Below are 19424 nucleotides of genomic sequence, written 5' to 3'. Positions count from 1 at the left end.
AACTTGGTTTTTCTTTTTCGCCTTGTGGGTAAATTGATGCGACGTTTATCGACTCAAGATCAGAACTTCAAACAGGTTTTTGCTGAGCTTTTAGCATTTGAAACTGTAAATGATCTTAATTTAGTGCAAACAGTAGATCAAATTATTGCTGATGTTCGTCAGCATGGTGATGATCATGTTTTAAAGCTCACTCAACAGTTCGATCGACATCCAGCGCATCAATTCTCAGATTTAGAATTATCTCAACAAGAACTTAAAACTGCTTTTGATAATTTAAATCCAGAAATTCGCGATGCTCTTCAGTTAGCAGCAGCTCGTATTCGTACATTTCATGAAGCTCAGAAACAAGATAGCTGGACTTATATAGATGATTTGGGCAATACATTAGGACAAAAAGTGACACCTCTAGACCGTGTCGGTATTTATGTACCAGGCGGTTTAGCTTCTTATCCATCTTCAGTTTTAATGAATGCTGTACCAGCCCACGTTGCAGGTGTACCTGAAATTATTATGGTTGTTCCTGCCCCAAACGGTGAACTAAATCCATTGGTTCTAGCGGCAGCTTACCTTGCAGGAGTGAGTCGAGTATTCACCATTGGGGGAGCTCAAGCTGTAGCAGCTCTTGCTTATGGTACTCAGACCATTCCACCCGTAGATAAAATTACTGGTCCTGGAAATCGTTTTGTCGCAGCTGCCAAACGCGCTGTATTTGGTCAGGTCGGTATTGATATGATTGCTGGACCTTCTGAAATTTTAGTATATGCAGAAGGTGAAAATAATGCAGATTGGTTAGCTATGGATGTTTTATCTCAGGCTGAACATGACACAGTTGCTCAAGCAATTTTTATTACTCCTGATGAAGCTTTGCTTAATGCAGTCGAGTTGGCAATTGAAAAGCATTTAAATGAATTGCCAAAGGCAGATATTGCTCGAACTTCAATTGAAAACCGTGGTGCTTTGGTATTAGTCAAAAACCGTGCAGAAGCAATTGAATTGATTAACCAAGTTGCACCAGAACATTTGGAACTTTGCTTAGATGATGCCGAGGCTATGAGTGAAGATATTCGTCACGCTGGAGCAATTTTCATGGGTCGTTATACACCTGAAGCAATCGGTGACTATTGTGCAGGTCCAAATCATGTATTACCAACGTCTGGAACGGCTCGTTTTTCTTCTCCATTAGGTGTTTATGATTTCCAAAAACGTTCGAGCTTAATTATGTGTTCGAAAGATGGAGTCAAATCGTTAGCTAAGACAGCTGACATATTAGCTGTCCAAGAGAACTTAGATGCCCATGCACGCTCAGCTCGCTATCGTTATCAATAAGCTTATAAGCCTTATAGTTTTTTAATTATTACTCAGGGCTGAATTTCAGCCCTTTTTTGAGATAAGACCATGACTTTATCTACAGCACAAATGCGCTTTTGGAGTCCAGAAGTTCGTGAGTTAGAGCCTTATGTTCCTGGTGAACAGCCTAAAATTCAGAATTTATTGAAACTCAATACAAATGAAAATCCATATCCGCCATCACCAAAAGTAGTTGAAGCAGTTCAAGCTGTTTTAACTCATCAGGCTGATGCATTGCGTTTATATCCAGATCCAGATGCTACGGCATTAAAACATGCGATTGCTAAGCAACAGAATATTGACGTTTCACAAGTTTTTGTTGGTAATGGCTCAGATGAAGTGCTTGCTCATATTTTTAAAGCATTTTTTCTTCAAGATGAACCAATTCTTTATCCAGATATCACTTATAGTTTTTATCCAGTTTATAGTCAGTTCTTTGGAACAAAAACTAAAGAAATTCCACTCAATGATAATTTTGAGATAGACGTTAAGGATTATGTGCAGCCAAATGGGGGGGTTATTATTACGAATCCTAATGCACCAACAAGTATTGCACTAGGCTTAGCAGAAATTGAAAAAATTTTAAAAGCTAACCCAGATCGAGTGGTGGTGATTGATGAAGCTTATGTTGATTTTGGTGCAGAATCCGCTGTGAGTTTAGTAAATCGCTATGAGAATCTGGTTGTGTGCCAAACAACTTCAAAATCTCGCTCTCTTGCGGGTTTACGCGTTGGCTTCGCGATTGCTCAGTCTCATTTAATTGCTGCACTTGAAGCTGTCAAAAATAGTTTTAACTCATATCCTATTGATCGTTTTGCAATTGCAGCAGCGGTAGCCTCTTTTGAAGATCAAACTTATTTTGAAGAACAATGTCAAAAAGTTATTTCTAGTCGTGAAAAGCTAGTAGATGAATTAACTGCTTTGAGCTTTAAAGTTTTACCTTCTAAAGCAAACTTTATTTTTGCTTCACATTCATCGCATGATGCAGGTCAGCTTGCACAGCAATTACGTGATCAGGGCATTATTGTGCGCTATTTCAATAAGCCTCGTATTAATCAATTCTTGCGAATTACTGTAGGAACTGATGAGCAAAATGAGCGTTTAGTACAGACATTAAAAGAAGATATTCTCTAAATTTTACTCTGCTGTGCTGTTCATCAAGTTCAGCATAGCAGAGACTTTATCAAGACTTTCTTGATATTCTGCTTCTGCATTTGATGCAATCGTAATACCCCCACCTGCCCATAAAGAGAGCTGATTCTGATATTGTTGAAAACTACGGATGAGAATATTCCAGCGGCCAGTTCCATTAAAATTGAAGTAACCCAATGTCCCGCAATATGCACCTCTTGCTGATTCCTCTAACTCTTCAATGATCTGCATTGCCCGAATTTTGGGAGCTCCTGTGATTGAACCTCCTGGTAAGGCAGAGAGCAGCATTTGCATAGGATTAATATCATCTTTAAGGGTCGCAACGATCTCGCTTACCATATGATGTACTTGATTAAAACTTTCAATCTCGAATAATTTTGTTGTTTTTACAGATCCTGTATTGGCATAAATGCTCAAATCATTACGTAATAAATCGACAATCATCACGTTTTCTGCCTGGTCTTTTTGAGAGTTTTTTAAGGTTTGTTTAGAAATAAAATCTTTTTCTGTATTCTCATAGCGAGGCATTGTGCCTTTAATAGGTCTAGTTTTAATTTGTTTATTTTGATTGAACTCGATGAAAAGCTCGGGAGAGCAACTTAATAATTCAAAATCATCTAATTTTAAATAACCTGCATATGGAGCATTTGTAAGTTGCCATAAATCTTTAGCTTTATTTAATAAGGATCCTGAAAATTTAGCTTTAAACTCTTGGGTTAAATTAATTTGATAGCAATCTCCAGCCTTAATATATTCTTGTATTTTATAGAAAGCATCGAAATATTGTTTTTTAGACCATCTTGGTTGAATAGTGGTTTTTAATTCAAATGTATTTTTAGAGTTGTTGGAACCAAAATTCTCTATTTTATTTTCAATATATGAGAATAGATCAATTGCATTTTCTTCATCACTAAAAAAATACCAATCATTATCTATATATTTTAAAAAAGATCGATATTGGCCTAGGAATAGAGAAGGTTGTATATGATTTTGTCCATTAATAAATTGATGTGCACTGAAATCATAGCTGATAAAACCAATATAACCACCCATAAAACTTGTTGTTGATTCAATATCTTTATTTAAATTATTTCCTTTAAATTGAATGAAATTTAAAAGTTGATTTGATTTTGATCTATTTTTATATTCGTTGAAATTTTGGCGCTCAAACTCTAAATAATTTTCATTTTGAATAATAATATAATCTTGTGGAAGAAATCCAATAGTTGGGTTGTTGTTGTCATTTAAATAAATAAGCCCAGTTAAACCATCTAATTTTTTTAAAATATCGGCAGCATTTTTACTATATAAAGAGATTTTTTTCTTTAACTGAGACATTTTTAAATAAAAGAGTGTTTAATGAGAGAGTAGTTAGTTTACTATAAGTTGTACTTCATCAGGAGAAAGTCTTTTAAGTACTAAACTTTTTTGCTGATAAAGTGAGCGAAATTTTAACTTAAAATTTATTGTTTTTAGCAAGGTTTGTATAGAAAAACTTGAGTGTACCGTTTGTCGGGTAGTTGGCAAAAAATGCACAACACTAGTTGAACAAAAATTAACGTAGATGTAATTTAGTAATTGCTAAGCAAAACTACTCAAGGATTGGAAGTTTCGGTTGCCATATAAAGAAAAATGCAATTTGAGACAATGAGAGTGGTTAAGTCAAAAAATAAATGCTCTTGGGAGAGTGCTCAATGAAAATGTTTACTAAACTTGCTTTAGTTTCTTCTTTAGCTATCAGCGCAAATGCAATGGCAATGCAGTCAATGGACGATGCTGCGCTTAGTGCTGCTACTGGTCAAGATGGTATTAACATCGGTATTGCTTTAGGTACTGACGGTATTAATATCAGTAAACTATATTTACATGATAATGATGGTTTAGGTACTGCAACAGGAATTTTAGGTGCATCAGGTACTGCGGGTGCGATCGCAATTAATGGTATTACTCTTAAGCAAACTGGTACTGATCCACTTTTAAATTTAGCAATTGATACGAATGGTGCTTCTGGTACTAATGGTGCTTTCTTAAACGTTGCTGCAACGGTTGGTGCTGTTGATGTGCATGTTGGCTCAATTGGTGTTGGTACTTCTGGTACTGTAAATGAAACTACAGCAACTCGTGGTATCACTGAAACAGCACCAACAGAAATCATTACTGGTTTAGATTTATCTTTAGGTAAAATTACGGCAAATATTCAGTTAGGTGCAGCTCCTCAAGGTGCAATGATTAAAGTGAATTCAAGTTTGCAGGGTGGTTTAAATATCTCTAATCTTGGTATTAAAGATGCTGCTGGCGGTGGTACGATCAAACTTGACAAAATCATGGTACGTGGTGCTAATGCCACGGGTGATCTAGATGTTAATGCTGGTATTTCTGTAAAAACAACAGGACTAGAAATTAAAAACAACAGTACTCAAGCAATGAATGTATATTTACAAGGTGTACATTTGGGTACAGCTGCTTCAATTGGCGATGTTGAAGTTCAAGGCTTAAATGTTGCTAACTCTACAATTACAATTTCTGGACACTAATTTTAAAAGTCAGAAATAAAAAAGCGCGTTTAATACGCGCTTTTTTATTAAATGAAAAAAGAGGCTTTAATATAAGTGTTCAAGTTAAAATTATCATATAAATATTATATGTATAGATAAGAAATTAATCGAAGTGAGAATTAATTAACAATTTAAATAAAGTAAAACTATACATTCATCAAAAAGATTAAAAAAAAGCTGTTTTTTACAGAAAAAAAAGGTATCTTCAACACACAGGGATGTAGAGCTATTGCTCTAAGAATAAAATGAATAAGGCCAGTTAGGCCACCATTTAGACCAAGTGCTTATGTTAGAGATTGCTTTAGGCTCGGCATTGATGTATTACTTTGCGACAGAAGCCTTCGAAATAGAAAAAAAGCCACCGGGAACTGTTTATTATACAGAAACCGCCGACTCACGTAATTTATCTTTTCGCCGTAGTCATATTGAACCCGTCAAGATCAAACCTGCTGTAGAAGATCAGTTCCGTGGAATTGTTCGACAAGCCTATGATTATAGTTGTGGTTCAGCCGCTCTTACTACACTCTTAAATGGTTATGTGGGGACGAGTCTGACTGAACAGCAGACAATGAGCGGTCTACTACAGTACGGCGAATATCAGCGTATTATTGAACGTCGAAGTTTCTCATTACTTGATATGAAGCGTTTCGTTACCGCAATTGGTTTAGAGAGTGGCGGTTATCGGGGTGAGTTTTCTGATTTAGTTAAACTTGGACAACCTGCAATCGTTCCTATTTCATATGCTGGTTTTAAACATTTTGTCGTATATAAAGCTTATAAAGATGGAAGAGTATATGTAGCTGATCCTGCTTTAGGAAATATTAGCTTCGATGAAAATCGTTTTAAAGAAATTTGGGATAATAATACATTATTTGTTATTTCTGTTCCTGAATCTCAACGTAAAGATCTATTAGCATTAAAAGAAGCTGATATGCGTCATGTAGAAGATGCAACAGTCAATCGTTATGCTTTTGTTGATGTGCAATATCCAACATTTAATTATGACCGTTTAGCAAACAAAGCTTCAACGATGCGTCGCGTTTTGGATAATGATAATCATTCTCCAACATATAATCAACCGATAGAAACTTATATGCGTCTTTATTACAAACGTAAATAGTCAAATTTTAATTTAGTAAAATAAATAGATTGGGTGGGAAGAAATATGAATAATCGATGGATGAAGATGAGCGTGTTGGCATTAAGTTTAATTGCCATTACAGATACACTTTATGCAGATGACCAAGTTGTAGAAGCAAGTACACAAAATAGTGTAGCTGTTCCTGAGGTGAGTACAACGCCAGAAGTAATGCCAACAACAAATTCAGTGCAAGAACAGAAAACAGCTCCGACCACAGAGGGGGGGGCACTGAATCTGCACCTACATCAGCTAATCCAGAAGCAAATCAAGCAGCTACTGCTTTACAGAAAAAAGAAGGTGATGCGAGTCAAGAAACAAATTTACAAGAAGTATTTACTTCAAATGAGCGTCAATACTCATTAATTAAAAAAGGGGTTATTTCTTCTTATTATGACCTTGATTATACATATTATCGTGATACTCGAATTGACTTAGCTTTATCGGATAATTCTTCTCAACTTAATCGTTTACGTGTAGAAGAAGATGCAAACCATACTTTAACAAATAGTTTTACTTTTCAATATGGTGTTCTTGATAACTTAACTCTTTCAGCAACTTTACCTTTCGTTGCAAAGTCTGAAATTATTAAAGATAAAACCACTGCTGGTTTGGGTGATATTTCTTTGGGTGCTCGTTGGGAGCCATTTCCTTTAAAGCAAGGACGTTTACCATTAGTTCTTTTTGGTAGCCTATCCACTAAAACGGGTGACAGTCCGTATGAAATAGGCTTAGATGAGCTCTCTACGGGTAAAGGTTATTACTCTGTAGGAGTAGGAGCAAGTACTCGTAAGTATATCGATCCCGTCGTTTTATTCGCTTCCGCATCTGCTAATTATGGTTTTAAAGAATCTGGTTTAGATCAACAGCGAGGGGGAGGAAAAAATGGGACGAGAACTTTAACCTCATTTGACCCTGGTATTAGTGGTGGTTTTTCTTTCGGTTTTGCTTACTCATTTAACTATGACGTTTCATTAACAATGTCCTATCAGCAAAGTTTTAACATGAATGCTGAATTTGAATTTGATAATGGCAACGAATCTTACACTTCACCAGATCAAAGTAGTGCGATGCTCTCATTTGCTCTAGGTGTACGTGTATCACCTGAAACGATTGTCAATGGTACGGTGGGTATTGGTTTAACAGAAGATGCACCAGATATTTCGCTTGGTCTATCTTTCCCTTTAGATATTTTAGGTTTTGGCAAAAAGCAAAAATAAGGAGATATTAAGGTGAAATATCCTAAACTATGTCCTTTAACCGCGGCAATTGTTATCTCTGGTTTCTCTAGCTTTGCCAATGCTCAATTAGGACAAAACCTAGCTGTTGATATTCGATCACTCTCGATGGGAAATGCGGTGACAGCAGATCCTCCAGGGATTAGTGCAGTTCACTTTAACCCAGCGGCTTTAGCAAAAATTGACGGCTTGCAGACAGATGTACAAGGAATTTTAGCGAACTTTGATATTCAAAGAGAATATTCCGCACCACCTGGATATAACGTTTTTGGTTATTCAGATGACCCTATTGTATGTAATGATGGGCCAGAGGTTTCCGTTGGTATATGTACCGATTTCAAAGGACCTGTACGTGGTGATGTGGAATATGCCAGCTTATATGTACCCATTCTTAAAAAAATGGTTGATTTAGGTGCCGGCTACCCATTGGTTGCACCTACAGCTGGTATAGCTTATAAACCTCCAGGCTCAAAAGTCACTTATGCAACAGCAATGTATGCACCATTAGTTGCAGGTTTTGGTGCGGAAAATGGTAACCCAAGTAATTATATGGGGCAACAAGTTGCTGTAGAGCGTATTACATACTTATCACCGTCTTTTGGTTATCAGGTAAATGACCATTTATCAATTGGTGCTTCAGTGGGTATGTCCTATAACGCGATAGCCCTAAACACTGATCTACGTTTCCCAAATGAAATGATTGGTGTACTCAGGATGGTTGATGAAGTAGTTTGTAGACCATTTAAAAATAATAAGGAATTTTTTACCGATCTAATATTACTAGGTATTTGTAATACTCAAGAAGGAATGAATCCATTTAACAAAATGGGTGCACTACAGGTTTCATTAGAGCAGTCATTGAGTCCTAGTTATAATCTGGGATTGCTTTGGGAACCAACAGATGATTTTAGTTTTGGTATGGTTTATCAAAGTTCAGCTAAAATGCGGTTGAAAGGTAAGTATCTAATAGATAATGCTAAAGCTCCACAACAACTTATTGCTGGTCTTAATTCATCAACTACTGGTAGCGTTGCCTCAGCAGTCTTACAGTTACCTGGATATATCCCAAATATGGAGTCTGGTTTAGTAGCAATGGATTTGGAATACCCTGCTCATTTTCAAGCAGGGATTAAATATAAATTATTGCCAGATTTACAAGTGAATTTTGATGTAGGTTGGACAGATTATTCCGCATGGGATAAATTTAAATTTGAGTTTGATCGTCAGATTTCATTACTTCAAGTGGCGAGAATTCTATCTAATGAGGTAACACCAGCGTCTTTAGCATTGCCATTAAAGTTTACTTCACCTTGGAGTTGGGGGATTGGGCTAGAATATTCTGCCACAGATCGGCTGAAGTTGCGTGCTGGTTATGAACCTCGTGCTAGTGCTATCCCTGATGACAAACGTAATACAATGGTCCCGATTAATAATGCACAATTGTTTGGTCTGGGAGTTGGATATCGTTTCGATACCGATACGGATTTAGATCTTTCAGTTGGTTTCTTACGTAGTCGAGACAACATACCAGCCTGTACAAGTACTTTGTCTAATAAATGCGGTGTCGATAATATCTTGTTAAACCCTTATGCGGGTTTAGATGTAAAAACGAATACAAAAGTCACAGTACTTGGTTTGAGTTATAGAACAAAATGGTAAGACAATATAAATGGATGTTTCGCCCTAAACTTACTGTCTCAATTTTAAGTATTGCGATGGCAAGTATTTCTTTATCTTATGCAGATGGTTTTTATACGATTATAGGTCCTGATGGTCGTCCTATGATCGTGCCTAGTAAAAATATTGAGCAAAAAAAAGAGTCTACTTCTAAAATAGAAATAAATTCTCAAAATTCACTTAATGAGGCTGTGATTATCCCAGATCCAATAATTATTAAAGAGAAAGAGTACAGAGATTTACCGAAAAAAATAGAACAGCAAACACAAAAGAAATTAAATACTGCACCGACTGCACCGACTGCACCGACTGCACCGACTGCACCGACTGCACCGACTGCACCGACTGCACCGACTGCACCGACTGCACCGACTGCACCCAAAGATACTAGCGAAAGTGCTATAAGTATTAGCGAATTAAGTATCCGTGTGAAGAAAACCAAATCTCTTGAAACAGAAAAATCCCAATCAACTCCTAATGATGAATGGAAGAAAAAGCTCACTTTAGTTCCACCACCAATAAGAAGTTCTTCTCAAGCTCCATCCTCGTCAGACTCTTTAAAAGATAAGTCTAAGTTTACAACTATTGATGGTGTAGAGTATGTAAATAATGAATTTCTTGAAGATCAAGAATTCAATATAGAGGGGAAAAAACGGTTTTATCTTATGCCGGATGGCCTAGGGCGAACTGAATCAATAGAACGGAAAAAAGGTGTTAGTCGGTCAACATTAGATCAGCTTTTTAATCGACACTCTCAAGATGAGCAAACCGTTGTTGTATTAGCTTCAACATATATGCGCTTATCCTCAGAAGAATTAGAGAGGGCTTTTGAACAAGATAAATGTTTTGTTAAAGGTTATACCAAATCAATTAAGACCCTTAGTGTAAATAAAGAAGTAAATTTGTGGCCGCGGAAGCCATTAAAAGAAAAATTTGAATATGAGATCGTACAACTAGATCCTTCTGTTCAAAATTTAAAGTTTCTATCATTTGCTGCTAGTAATGAAAAACCCCTATATTACTGGCCTTTAGTCATCTTTTTGAATGATAAAGGCTGTATCTTAGAGGGTGTAAGTGGATTCAAAAGCAGATCTTATCCTTCTACCATATTACAGCATGCATCGATTCAAGGTGTATTAAAAGTACCACCTTCAGCAAAATATATCATGATGACACCTTTATCCTCTGCGGTGGATGTTGAAGAAAAAGAGTTAACAAATCAAGGACAAATTCAAATTTCGGTATTACGTTAAAAAATAAGTAGGATAGCTAATGAATAAAAAAGTTTTCTGGCCATTTGCACTGACTACTCTAGCATTAATATTAAATGGTTGTGGTGGTGGTGGTTCCAACATTAATGAAGATCCGAATTCGGGGGGTAATAATGGAAACCTAACTTCTGGTAGTTGCAAACCAAGTGTAAGTGGTAACTCGACTAGAGATTCAAATTGTTTTGAGTTTGCATTGGATTATCCAATTGCAGGAGTTAATTTTGATTGTAGTACTGCCTTGGGACAGCACTTTACGACAACACTTTCAGAAAATACTGTTACTGGTTCATGTAAAGTTGGTGATACTGCACGTTTTTATTTACAAGGTAAAAGTGATAAGCAGATTTTCTTAGGCAGTGTAAAGCTTGATACAATAGGAAAATATACAGCTTTTGTGAATAATGGAACTCAAAAAACTTCACTACCCGTGTACTTAAGGCTATTAGATTTGGCCAGTGGGATCACAGGTAAAACTCCGGCGACTTTAGATAAAAATGATGAAACAATTAAAGTCGCAATTGCTTTAGTGAAAATTTTTCAAAGTATCGGTTTTGAAAAAGGTGATAATCTGATCGGAGATATACAACCAACAGAAATCACAGATGAGAAAAAAGATCTACTTAATAAGCTCTCACAAAATATAACGGCAGCAGATTTTCAAAGCGGGGCTTATGCGAGTCTTTTAAAACCATGGTTAGATGTCAGCCCAATTTCAGATGATGAGGCATATAAATTACTAGTGCAAACAACTAATTTAAGTAATGCGGGTACTTATGAAGCGACAGATATTCTTAAAGCCTTTTTATTCAGGGGATGTAACCTCAACTCTTACGATAATTGCGAAGCAAGTACTTCTACTAACTTACGGCAAAGCGTAAATTCAATGTATTTATTGGCAGACCGTCAAGGTTATACATTAGGATATGGATTACAATGGAATGGAGTCAAAAAAGATTTAACAGATCCTTTAAATCTTTTACGAAATGTTAAACCAGTCAAGATGAATGTTAATGCACAAAATACTTGGCTTCATCCAATCAGCAGAGAAATTCAATCAACTACACCTCTTCGTTTAAGTTTATCGGATAATCCAAATGAAGATTTACAAATTTATCAAGGCAAATTATTTAATGACTATGCTATTGCCGGAAATGAGTTTGTATATAAAAGCTTGACGAATCTTACTACTGGAAATCCTCAACATTACGGCCGTTGGAGGCAAAATCTGGGGGGAGAAAACTATAATGGGGGAGTAGATATTTATAAAGGAAATAAGATTAGCTTCTTGGAAAGTAGTGTTTTTAAAACTGCAGGTAATGTTAAAAATGGAGAAAATTATATTTTTCCACTCTATGCAACTTTAACTTTTAATTTTGAGCAAACAGGTGCCCAATCTGTAAATTTAGGTATCGTTATTGATGAACATGGCGATATCCGAACTGATATTAAGCCAAATTCCACAAACACTGATATGTCGGGTCAATGTGCTACAGTCACTACTAATAATTTGATTGATAGTTTGGGTGTTCAACAATACCGTATTGGTACAACTGCTGCGACTTTAAATAATCCGATAAACTCTGATCGCTCAGTCTATATACGTATGATTTTAGCAAATCAAAAATTTGCGAATATTGATGGTGCAATTATTGGATTGACATTTATCGGACCATCAGCAGGAACTGCAAAACTGAATCTATTTAATTTACTAGCAAATAAAGTAGATAGTAATAGTATTAATCTTAATAATGGCGCAAAAGGAGTGGCGAGTTGGTATAACGCTCATGCTGCTACACAAGCGAGTTATAATGCACTTGAGAATGTAACTCCAACTGATGAAGAAAAGGCATTAGCACAACGTATTACTGGAACAGTGTCAATTAAACTTGCCGATCAATCTATTCCAGCTTGTAAAGCAATTAAAACTAAGTCTTAACATATTAAACAAATAAAAAAGACCGCAAAAGCGGTCTTTTTTATTATCTAATTGATTAACCTGTATGGTCTAAACGAGTACCCAAAGTTTCAAGATGGGTTGGGAATACTTGTTTTTTACGATCTTCAAAATAGTGTCTTAGTGTATGTTCGACACTAGGGAAGGCGAGTTCTCCCCATGGAATTTCATGTTCTTCAAACAGACGACTCTCGATACTTTCTTCACCTGCACCAAAAATACCATCTTTCAGCTGTGCTTTGAAAAGAACATAAATTTGACCAATACGAGGAATATTGTACATGCAGTAGAGTTGCTCTATTTCTATCTCAGCTTCTGCTTCTTCACGAGTTTCACGTGCTGCACCTTGTTCCATGGTTTCGAACAATTCCATATAACCAGCAGGTAATGTCCACAATCCATAACGGGGTTCAATTGCACGACGACAGAGTAATACTTTGTCTTCCCATAACGCTAAGGCACCGCAGATTACTTTGGGGTTTTCATAGTGAATATTTCCACAATGAGTACAAACACGGCGTACTTTATGATCACCTAAAGGAATTTTTTGTTCGGTTTTATGCCCACACGCTACACAGAAACTCATAATTATCATCGAGTATAGAGATGCCTCAGCATAACTGAATTTTTAGACTTACGCATCAACTCTATTCCCTAACTTTGATTTTCAGATATGATGCAAAGAGAGACAGAATAATAGGTGAATGGTATGGAAGAGCACTTGCTAACACAAAAGTTACAGCAAAGATTGCGCTTTTCCACCCGCATACAAGAAGCACAAGCTGCAGTCCTGATTGCAATTACGAATGAGAATAATCCAAAGGTACTGCTTACACGCCGTTCAATACATATGAACAACCATGCGGGGGAAGTCTCTTTTCCGGGTGGAAAGCGTGATCCTAGTGATACCAGTAATATTGTTGTAGCGTTAAGAGAAGCTCAAGAAGAGACAGCTTTAAATCCGTTTGATGTACAGTTGCTCGGTGATTTGCCGATGCAGCGTGCAAGAAGTGGTTTGTCTGTAAAACCGATCGTTGGACTTATTCCTCCAGAGGTGACTTTAATACCTCAGCCTACCGAAATTGATCGAATTTTCTTTGTGCCCTTACAGCAACTTATCGAGACGCGTCCAACACCCTATGAAGTTCGGTATGCTCATCAGTCTTTATATTTCCCAAGCTTACAGATTGATAATGAAATTATTTGGGGCTTAACTGCTCGTATGTTAGTTGCTCTGTTTAAATATGGATTGGGTTATCAAAAAGATTGGCCATTTTTACTTAACTCACCAACCTTTGGAATGCCAAAGTTTTCTCATAAAAAATAAAGATCAGGATTGATAAATTATGATGTATAGCTATCAAGGACAGCACCCAAAAGCCTTACATGAGCCATGGGATGGTTGGGTTGCTCCAACTGCAACGCTTATTGGGCAGGTAGAACTAGGCCGTCAGGTCAGTATTTGGTTTGGTGCAGTGGTGCGTGCTGATAACTGTGTAGTTCGAATTGGTGATTTTTCTAATATTCAAGAAAATTCTGTCTTACATACCGATGCTGGACTTGAGCTAAATATTGGTGAATACGTTACAGTCGGGCATAAAGTCATGCTGCATGGTTGTACGATTGGTGATAATAGTTTGATTGGTATGAACGCCGTAATTTTAAATCGGGCTGTGATTGGTAAAAACTGTATTATTGGTGCGAATGCCTTAATTCCTGAAGGGAAAGTGATTCCAGATAATTCAGTGGTGATGGGTTCACCAGGCAAAATTGTCAAAACTTTAGATGAAGATGGGGCAGCCAAAATACGATTGAGTGCACTGCATTATGCTGAACACTTTAAGAACTATGCAGATTTGAAAGAGTTCAACTTTTAAAATTTTTAATAAGTTATTTTCTATGCCGAGCACAAGCTTGGCATTTTTATTTAGAGAGAACAACTCGCCTATCAGAGCCGAGTGGGGTATCATAACCTTCGTTTTTAATCTGATTTAATACTAAGGTTGTGCATGAAATTGCTGGCGTTGGAAACTGCAAATGAGCAGTGTTCTATTTCATTAGTCGATGAAACCCAAGAACTGTTTTTTCAACTCGATACGCGGGCGAAAGCACAAACCCAGACCATTTTGCCTATGATTGAGCAAGGGCTACAACAAACAGGTCTTGAGGTTGCAGTTCTGGATGCGATTGCCTTTAGCCGGGGGCCAGGTTCTTTTAGTGGTGTTCGAATTAATGCTGCTGTTGCTCAGGCTTTAGCTTGGTCACAAGATTTACCAGTAATTCCCGTTTCTACATTGCAAGCTTTAGCACAAGCTGCTTACCGACTTGAAGGTTTGGAGCAGGTGACTGCGGTGCTCGATGCACGTATGAACGAAGTTTACATTGCAAGTTATGTTTTAGATGAACAAGGAATTATGCAGTGTATTGATGAAGAAAAATTAATGGGCTATGAGCCAGCAGCAGCTTATGCAAAACATTGCTTAATTGGTTCGGGCGCCAAGCTACTTCAAGTTGATGCAGAGCATCAAACAATCACTGCAACTGCACAGGATATTGCTTCTATTGCACGTGTCTATGCTGCACAAAAGCAATGGGTGGATGCCGAGCATGCTTTGCCAGTTTATTTACGTGATGATGCGTGGAAAAAGATAGCGGATCAGGGTAAAGCAAAGTAAAGGCAGTACTCATGCATATATATTTTGAACAAGATTTTCAAGAACAAGCACAGCACTACCAAGCTGTGCTTTGTTCTAGAGGTGTGACTGTCGATTTAAAGCCAATTGAAAAGCTGAATGCACGGTTTTTACGCTTCAATCCTGAAATTGCCCTTTGTGTAGATGAAAACGGACTTTGGTTATCTGCTAATGGCATGAAAATGCAACCCGACTGGAAAGCTGAAATTCCACGTTTAAAACGTGCAAGTCTTAAATCGGAAATGATTGCCCGTGCTTGTCAGTTAGGTGAAAAGCCAGTACTGCTCGATGCTACAGCGGGTTTAGGCCATGACAGCTTACTTATGGCTTATTTAGGTGCCCAAATCCAGCTTGTTGAGCGCCATCCGATTTTATTTACTTTACTTGAAGATTCAAAAGCTCAGGCGGAACGTGATCCATTCTTAAGTCAATTTATGGATTGTATTCAACTGATCTTTGCTGACTCTGGGAGCTATTTACAGCAATTACATCAAGAAGCAAAAACGGTTGATGTAGTCTATCTTGACCCGATGTTCCCACAGCGCGATCAAAATCAACAAGCAATTAAAAAACAAGCTCAAGTCAAAAAACAAATGCAGCTTTTACATCTTCTTTTACCTGAAGATGGTGAGATGGATTTGGGGGATAATTTGCTAGTTTTGGCACAGAGAGTTGCTAAACGTGTAGTCGTTAAGCGGCCACGCCATGCTATTTTCTTGGCAAATCAAGAGCCAGCTCATCAATGGCAAGGGGATGCTTGTCGTTTTGATGCGTATTTTCAGTAGGCTTATGTAAGGTTAGGTTTTATTGCTTGAATAATGCACAAATATATGTGATATAGTTCAAAAGCATGATTGCTAAAATTCTTAGCAGGCATACACTTAAGATGCCTGTCAAAAACGAAATTTTTGAAAACCTTTTATGATTGATCTTAAACCCTCCATTAACTTTTGGCATGATTTTAAAAGCAACCAAATTGCCGGAATGTGGCTGTTTTTGGGGTCAAGACGTTCTTTACAGATTGTACATCCATCTATTCTTCAGCTTATTGTTTGGGGAATCTTAGGAGGATGTACCAACTCTCTTTATAGCTGGCTTGTAGCTGGTCAAATCGGTGATTTTAATTCTCAAGGTTTAATTGGTTATGCGCTTTGGCCATTCATTGCCTTAATTGTTGGTATTTTCTTATCACAGCGAACTAACCAACCTCGTTTAATGCTAGTTCCTGCTTTACTTTGGCTGGTTCTAGATACAAATATCTTATTAATTCAATGTTTAATTCAGTATTTGGGGTCTAATGGTTATCTCAACTTTATTCCCGATGCTATTTATAACGGAATTTTACCGAGCTTATTTGTAGCTTTATTCGTTTGGCAAAGTTTAGCAGTAATTTGGGTTTTCTCACGTGAGCTTAAGTGGCCATGGTGGGAACGTGCACTGGTTATGGTTGCGACTATTGCAACGATGGTGGTTTGGCAACTTTCTGTAAAAGATCAACCGATTTGGAAGGTGGAAGATTCGGCGCCAACGTTTGCTGAAGATGCTTTTTATGCGCAAAGTAAACTGTTAAATGATTCTCTAGAGCAAGTTCAATATGGTGAGCTCGCCAAAAGCCATTGGTACTTTTTAGGTGTTGCTGGCGATAGTTATCAAGATGTTTTTAAATCGGAAGTGGTCCGTATTAAAGAACAGTTTGATACACGTTTCGGAACGATTGGTCGCTCAATGATGCTGGTCAATAATCCAGATACCCGTACAGAAATTCCAATTGCCTCTAAAACCAGTATCGAGTTAGCCCTACGCCGTATGGGCCAGCAAATGAACCGTGATAGTGATGTGCTATTCCTATATATGACTTCACACGGTGAACAGAATCACTTTGAAATTGAAAATGCACCATTAGATTTAAGGCAAGTAGACCCTAAATGGTTGCGTGAAACACTTGATAAATCCGGTATTCGCTGGCGTGTGATTGTTATCTCAGCATGTTATTCAGGAAGCTTTATTCCTGCTTTACAGTCTCCTGATACTTTAATTATTACCGCATCTGCCGCTGATAAAACTTCTTTTGGATGTAATAACGAAGCTGACTATACCTATTTTGGTCGAGCTTTCTTTGATTTGGCTATGCGAGAGCAATCGTCAATGAAAGACTCGTTTAACACAGCTAAGCAAACAGTAACCAAATGGGAAGTAGCTCAAGGTGTTGAACCTTCTGAGCCTCAGTGGATGATCGGTAAAAATATGGAACTTATGCTACCTCAATTGGAAAAGTATCTATTTCCTCAGCAAAATACAGGTAGTGTAGATATTGCTCAAACAAAAACAGAGGCTAAAAACGATGCAACTCCTGCAAAAAAACCGCTGCTTTGAGGGTGAGCAGCGTATATACCAATTTGAATCTTCTTATTTAAAAGGACCAGCGAAGTTTGGTGTTTATTTACCACCAGCAGCTTTAGAAGGTAAAGCTTGCTCAACTTTGTTTTACTTAGCTGGGTTAACGTGTACTGAAGAAACCTTTGCCATTAAAGCACATGCGCAACATATGGCAGCACAACTGAGCCTCATACTGATTACCCCAGACACTTCTCCACGTGGCGAACAGGTTGCGGCAGGGGATCATTGGGATATAGGTCAAGGCGCAGGCTTTTATATTAATGCAACACAAGCGCCGTGGTCTGAGCATTATCAAATGGAAAGTTATTTAATTGATGAGTTATATCCACTCATTTTAAAAAGCTTTTCTGTAAACGCTCAACAAGTCGGTATCTTTGGGCACTCAATGGGTGGTCATGGTGCATTAACTTTAGCGTTTAAATATCCAGAAAAGTTTAAGTCGGTATCTGCTTTTGCTCCGATCTGTGCACCAACTGAATGTGCATGGGGAGACAAAGCGTTTAGCCATTATTTAGGTGCAGATCGCAATAGTTGGTTAGCTCATGATGCTACAGCTTTGGTCTCAAAAAATGGTGCAGTATTCAGTGAAATTTTGGTTGATCAGGGCTTGGATGACCAATTTTATGAACAGCTTCACCCTGAAAAATTTAAGCAAGCATGTTTAAAAGCAGGACAGCCTTTAACTTTAAGACAACATGCTGGCTATGATCATGGTTATTACTTTATTCAAACCTTTATGGATGAGCACTTACAGTTTCATGCAATCCAGTTAGAAAAAGTATCTGGCTAATTAGTTTAGTGTTGCCATTCAACTTGAAATTCTTGTTGAGCCATACGGTTTAGATGATCAAGAACAACTTTTTCTAAGTGGTTGTGGTCATCTAACTGACTATCAATAGCAACGTTTAACTGTTCTGTTTCTGGTGCAAGTGTAATCGTTGCTGTAGGCATTAAGATTTTAAAATCCTGTTCAGTTTCTTGTACTTCAAATTTGTGTTTCCAATGATTAACTAGACGTTTTGCAATGCGTTTTCCATCGTTTGTTAATAGATGAGTTGTGCTTTTCATTATCAATCCTCACATTGGTTTAATGTACCTTAACAAATTCGTTTCGCCGTTAGCATTCTATTGTTGCAACGTTACGTTGCAAGTTTGAAATGTTGTCATTTAAGCAAGGAAGGGCGGGCCAAGTAGGTTCTTTTTTGTTATAATTTTTAGTCTCTCCTTAAACTTCTAGCCAGGTCATCCACCTATGTCTAAGCCTTATTTGATTGCTCCTTCTATTTTATCTGCCGATTTTGCTCGTTTAGGCGAAGATGTAGACAAAGTGTTAGCCGCAGGTGCAGATGTAGTGCATTTTGACGTGATGGATAACCACTATGTTCCAAATTTAACTTTTGGTGCAGGTGTATGTAAGGCTTTAAAAAACTATGGGATTACAGCTCCTGTTGATGTGCATTTAATGGTATCTCCAGTTGATCGAATTATTGGCGATTTCCTAGAAGCAGGCGCAGATATTATTACATTCCACCCAGAAGCATCTCATCACATTGATCGTTCATTACAGCTGATTAAATCTGGTGGTGCTAAAGCAGGTTTAGTTTTCAACCCAGCAACGCCATTGCATTATCTAGATTATGTACTTGATAAAGTTGACCAAATTTTATTAATGAGTGTAAACCCTGGTTTTGGTGGACAAAAGTTCATTCCAATGACTTTAGAAAAATTACGTGAAGCGCGCAAAATTATCGATGCAAGTGGTCGTGATATTCGTTTAGAAGTTGATGGTGGCGTTGGCCCTGCAAATATTCGTGAAATTGCAGAAGCGGGTGCAGATATGTTTGTTGCTGGTTCAGCTATTTTTGGTCAACCAGATTATAAAGTTGTGATTGATCAAATGCGTGCAGAGCTTGCGAAAGTAGGCAGTGTAGACGCTTAAAAAGTTTGTTGAACTGAGAATAAGCTTGTGGATAACTTTGTTTATAACTGTATGGATAACTGT

At 37.4% G+C, this 19424-nt stretch carries 17 protein-coding genes and 1 pseudogene; 15 read left to right on the top strand and 3 right to left on the bottom strand.

Features of this window, described 5'->3' with window-relative positions; translation table 11 throughout:
- Positions 1-36: 36 nt before the first annotated feature.
- Positions 37-1326, top strand: a complete 1290-nt coding sequence (hisD, locus tag SOI76_RS15165) for a histidinol dehydrogenase (protein ID WP_104080174.1) — start codon at positions 37-39, stop codon at positions 1324-1326.
- A gap of 69 nt (positions 1327-1395) precedes the next feature.
- On the top strand, positions 1396-2481 hold the full coding sequence (gene hisC / locus SOI76_RS15160) for a histidinol-phosphate transaminase (RefSeq protein ID WP_104080081.1): 1086 nt from the start codon (positions 1396-1398) through the stop codon (positions 2479-2481).
- A 3-nt stretch (positions 2482-2484) separates the two neighbouring features.
- Here the strand turns inward: hisC and pabB are convergent, their stop codons facing one another.
- Complete coding sequence (gene pabB / locus SOI76_RS15155) at positions 2485-3837, bottom strand: anthranilate synthase component I family protein (RefSeq protein WP_104080082.1); 1353 nt, start codon at positions 3835-3837, stop codon at positions 2485-2487.
- A 356-nt stretch (positions 3838-4193) separates the two neighbouring features.
- Here pabB and SOI76_RS15150 point away from each other — a divergent pair, with 356 nt between their 5' ends.
- From SOI76_RS15150 to SOI76_RS15125, 6 genes and pseudogenes are all read left to right on the top strand, one after another.
- Positions 4194-5033 carry a DUF6160 family protein gene (locus SOI76_RS15150; RefSeq protein ID WP_205668445.1) on the top strand — a complete coding sequence of 280 codons (840 nt, stop codon included), beginning with the start codon at positions 4194-4196 and terminating at the stop codon, positions 5031-5033.
- 307 nt (positions 5034-5340) lie between these two features.
- Positions 5341-6174: a C39 family peptidase gene (locus tag SOI76_RS15145; protein ID WP_104080083.1), complete on the top strand. Its 834-nt coding sequence runs from the start codon at positions 5341-5343 to the stop codon at positions 6172-6174.
- A 45-nt stretch (positions 6175-6219) separates the two neighbouring features.
- Positions 6220-7412: pseudogene (locus SOI76_RS15140) on the top strand (hypothetical protein).
- 12 nt (positions 7413-7424) lie between these two features.
- Positions 7425-9089: an OmpP1/FadL family transporter gene (locus SOI76_RS15135; RefSeq protein ID WP_057075166.1), complete on the top strand. Its 1665-nt coding sequence runs from the start codon at positions 7425-7427 to the stop codon at positions 9087-9089.
- Positions 9083-10360, top strand: coding sequence for a putative pilus assembly protein FilE (gene filE / locus SOI76_RS15130; protein WP_104080084.1), 1278 nt, complete (start codon positions 9083-9085; stop codon positions 10358-10360). Before SOI76_RS15135 ends, filE begins: the two co-directional genes overlap by 7 nt.
- Before the next feature lie 19 nt (positions 10361-10379).
- On the top strand, positions 10380-12314 hold the full coding sequence (locus tag SOI76_RS15125; RefSeq protein WP_104080085.1) for a protein FilF: 1935 nt from the start codon (positions 10380-10382) through the stop codon (positions 12312-12314).
- Positions 12315-12369: 55 nt separating this feature from the next.
- Here the strand turns inward: SOI76_RS15125 and SOI76_RS15120 are convergent, their stop codons facing one another.
- Positions 12370-12918, bottom strand: a complete 549-nt coding sequence (locus SOI76_RS15120; protein ID WP_002115876.1) for an NUDIX hydrolase — start codon at positions 12916-12918, stop codon at positions 12370-12372.
- Between the two features lie 114 nt (positions 12919-13032).
- Here SOI76_RS15120 and nudL point away from each other — a divergent pair, with 114 nt between their 5' ends.
- The 6 genes from nudL to fghA all read left to right on the top strand — a co-directional run bounded on the left by nudL (position 13033) and on the right by fghA (position 18212).
- Entirely contained in the window at positions 13033-13659 is a 627-nt protein-coding gene (gene nudL, locus SOI76_RS15115; protein WP_104080086.1) for a CoA pyrophosphatase, read from the top strand.
- Between the two features lie 22 nt (positions 13660-13681).
- Entirely contained in the window at positions 13682-14209 is a 528-nt protein-coding gene (locus SOI76_RS15110; protein WP_104080176.1) for a gamma carbonic anhydrase family protein, read from the top strand.
- Between the two features lie 132 nt (positions 14210-14341).
- On the top strand, positions 14342-15007 hold the full coding sequence (gene tsaB, locus SOI76_RS15105) for a tRNA (adenosine(37)-N6)-threonylcarbamoyltransferase complex dimerization subunit type 1 TsaB (RefSeq protein ID WP_104080087.1): 666 nt from the start codon (positions 14342-14344) through the stop codon (positions 15005-15007).
- An 11-nt stretch (positions 15008-15018) separates the two neighbouring features.
- Positions 15019-15810, top strand: coding sequence for a class I SAM-dependent methyltransferase (locus tag SOI76_RS15100; RefSeq protein WP_104080088.1), 792 nt, complete (start codon positions 15019-15021; stop codon positions 15808-15810).
- 136 nt (positions 15811-15946) lie between these two features.
- Positions 15947-17398: a C13 family peptidase gene (locus SOI76_RS15095; RefSeq protein WP_104080089.1), complete on the top strand. Its 1452-nt coding sequence runs from the start codon at positions 15947-15949 to the stop codon at positions 17396-17398.
- The gene (fghA, locus tag SOI76_RS15090) at positions 17367-18212 is read left to right on the top strand and encodes an S-formylglutathione hydrolase (RefSeq protein WP_104080090.1); all 846 of its coding nucleotides are present in this window, start codon (positions 17367-17369) and stop codon (positions 18210-18212) included. The genes SOI76_RS15095 and fghA overlap by 32 nt, the downstream gene beginning before the upstream one ends.
- A 5-nt stretch (positions 18213-18217) precedes the next feature.
- Here fghA and SOI76_RS15085 read toward each other — a convergent pair whose 3' ends face one another.
- Positions 18218-18490 (bottom strand): DUF2218 domain-containing protein, encoded by a 273-nt coding sequence (locus SOI76_RS15085; protein WP_000843456.1) that lies wholly within the window; start codon positions 18488-18490, stop codon positions 18218-18220.
- 184 nt (positions 18491-18674) lie between these two features.
- On the opposite strand from SOI76_RS15085, the gene rpe reads away from it, so the two are divergent.
- Entirely contained in the window at positions 18675-19361 is a 687-nt protein-coding gene (gene rpe / locus SOI76_RS15080; RefSeq protein WP_000043044.1) for a ribulose-phosphate 3-epimerase, read from the top strand.
- The last annotated feature ends 63 nt before the right edge of the window (positions 19362-19424 follow it).

It is taken from the genome of Acinetobacter pittii (assembly GCF_034064985.1).
GTDB classification, from domain to species: domain Bacteria; phylum Pseudomonadota; class Gammaproteobacteria; order Pseudomonadales; family Moraxellaceae; genus Acinetobacter; species Acinetobacter pittii_H.
This window is presented reverse-complemented; position numbering and strand designations above follow the sequence as displayed.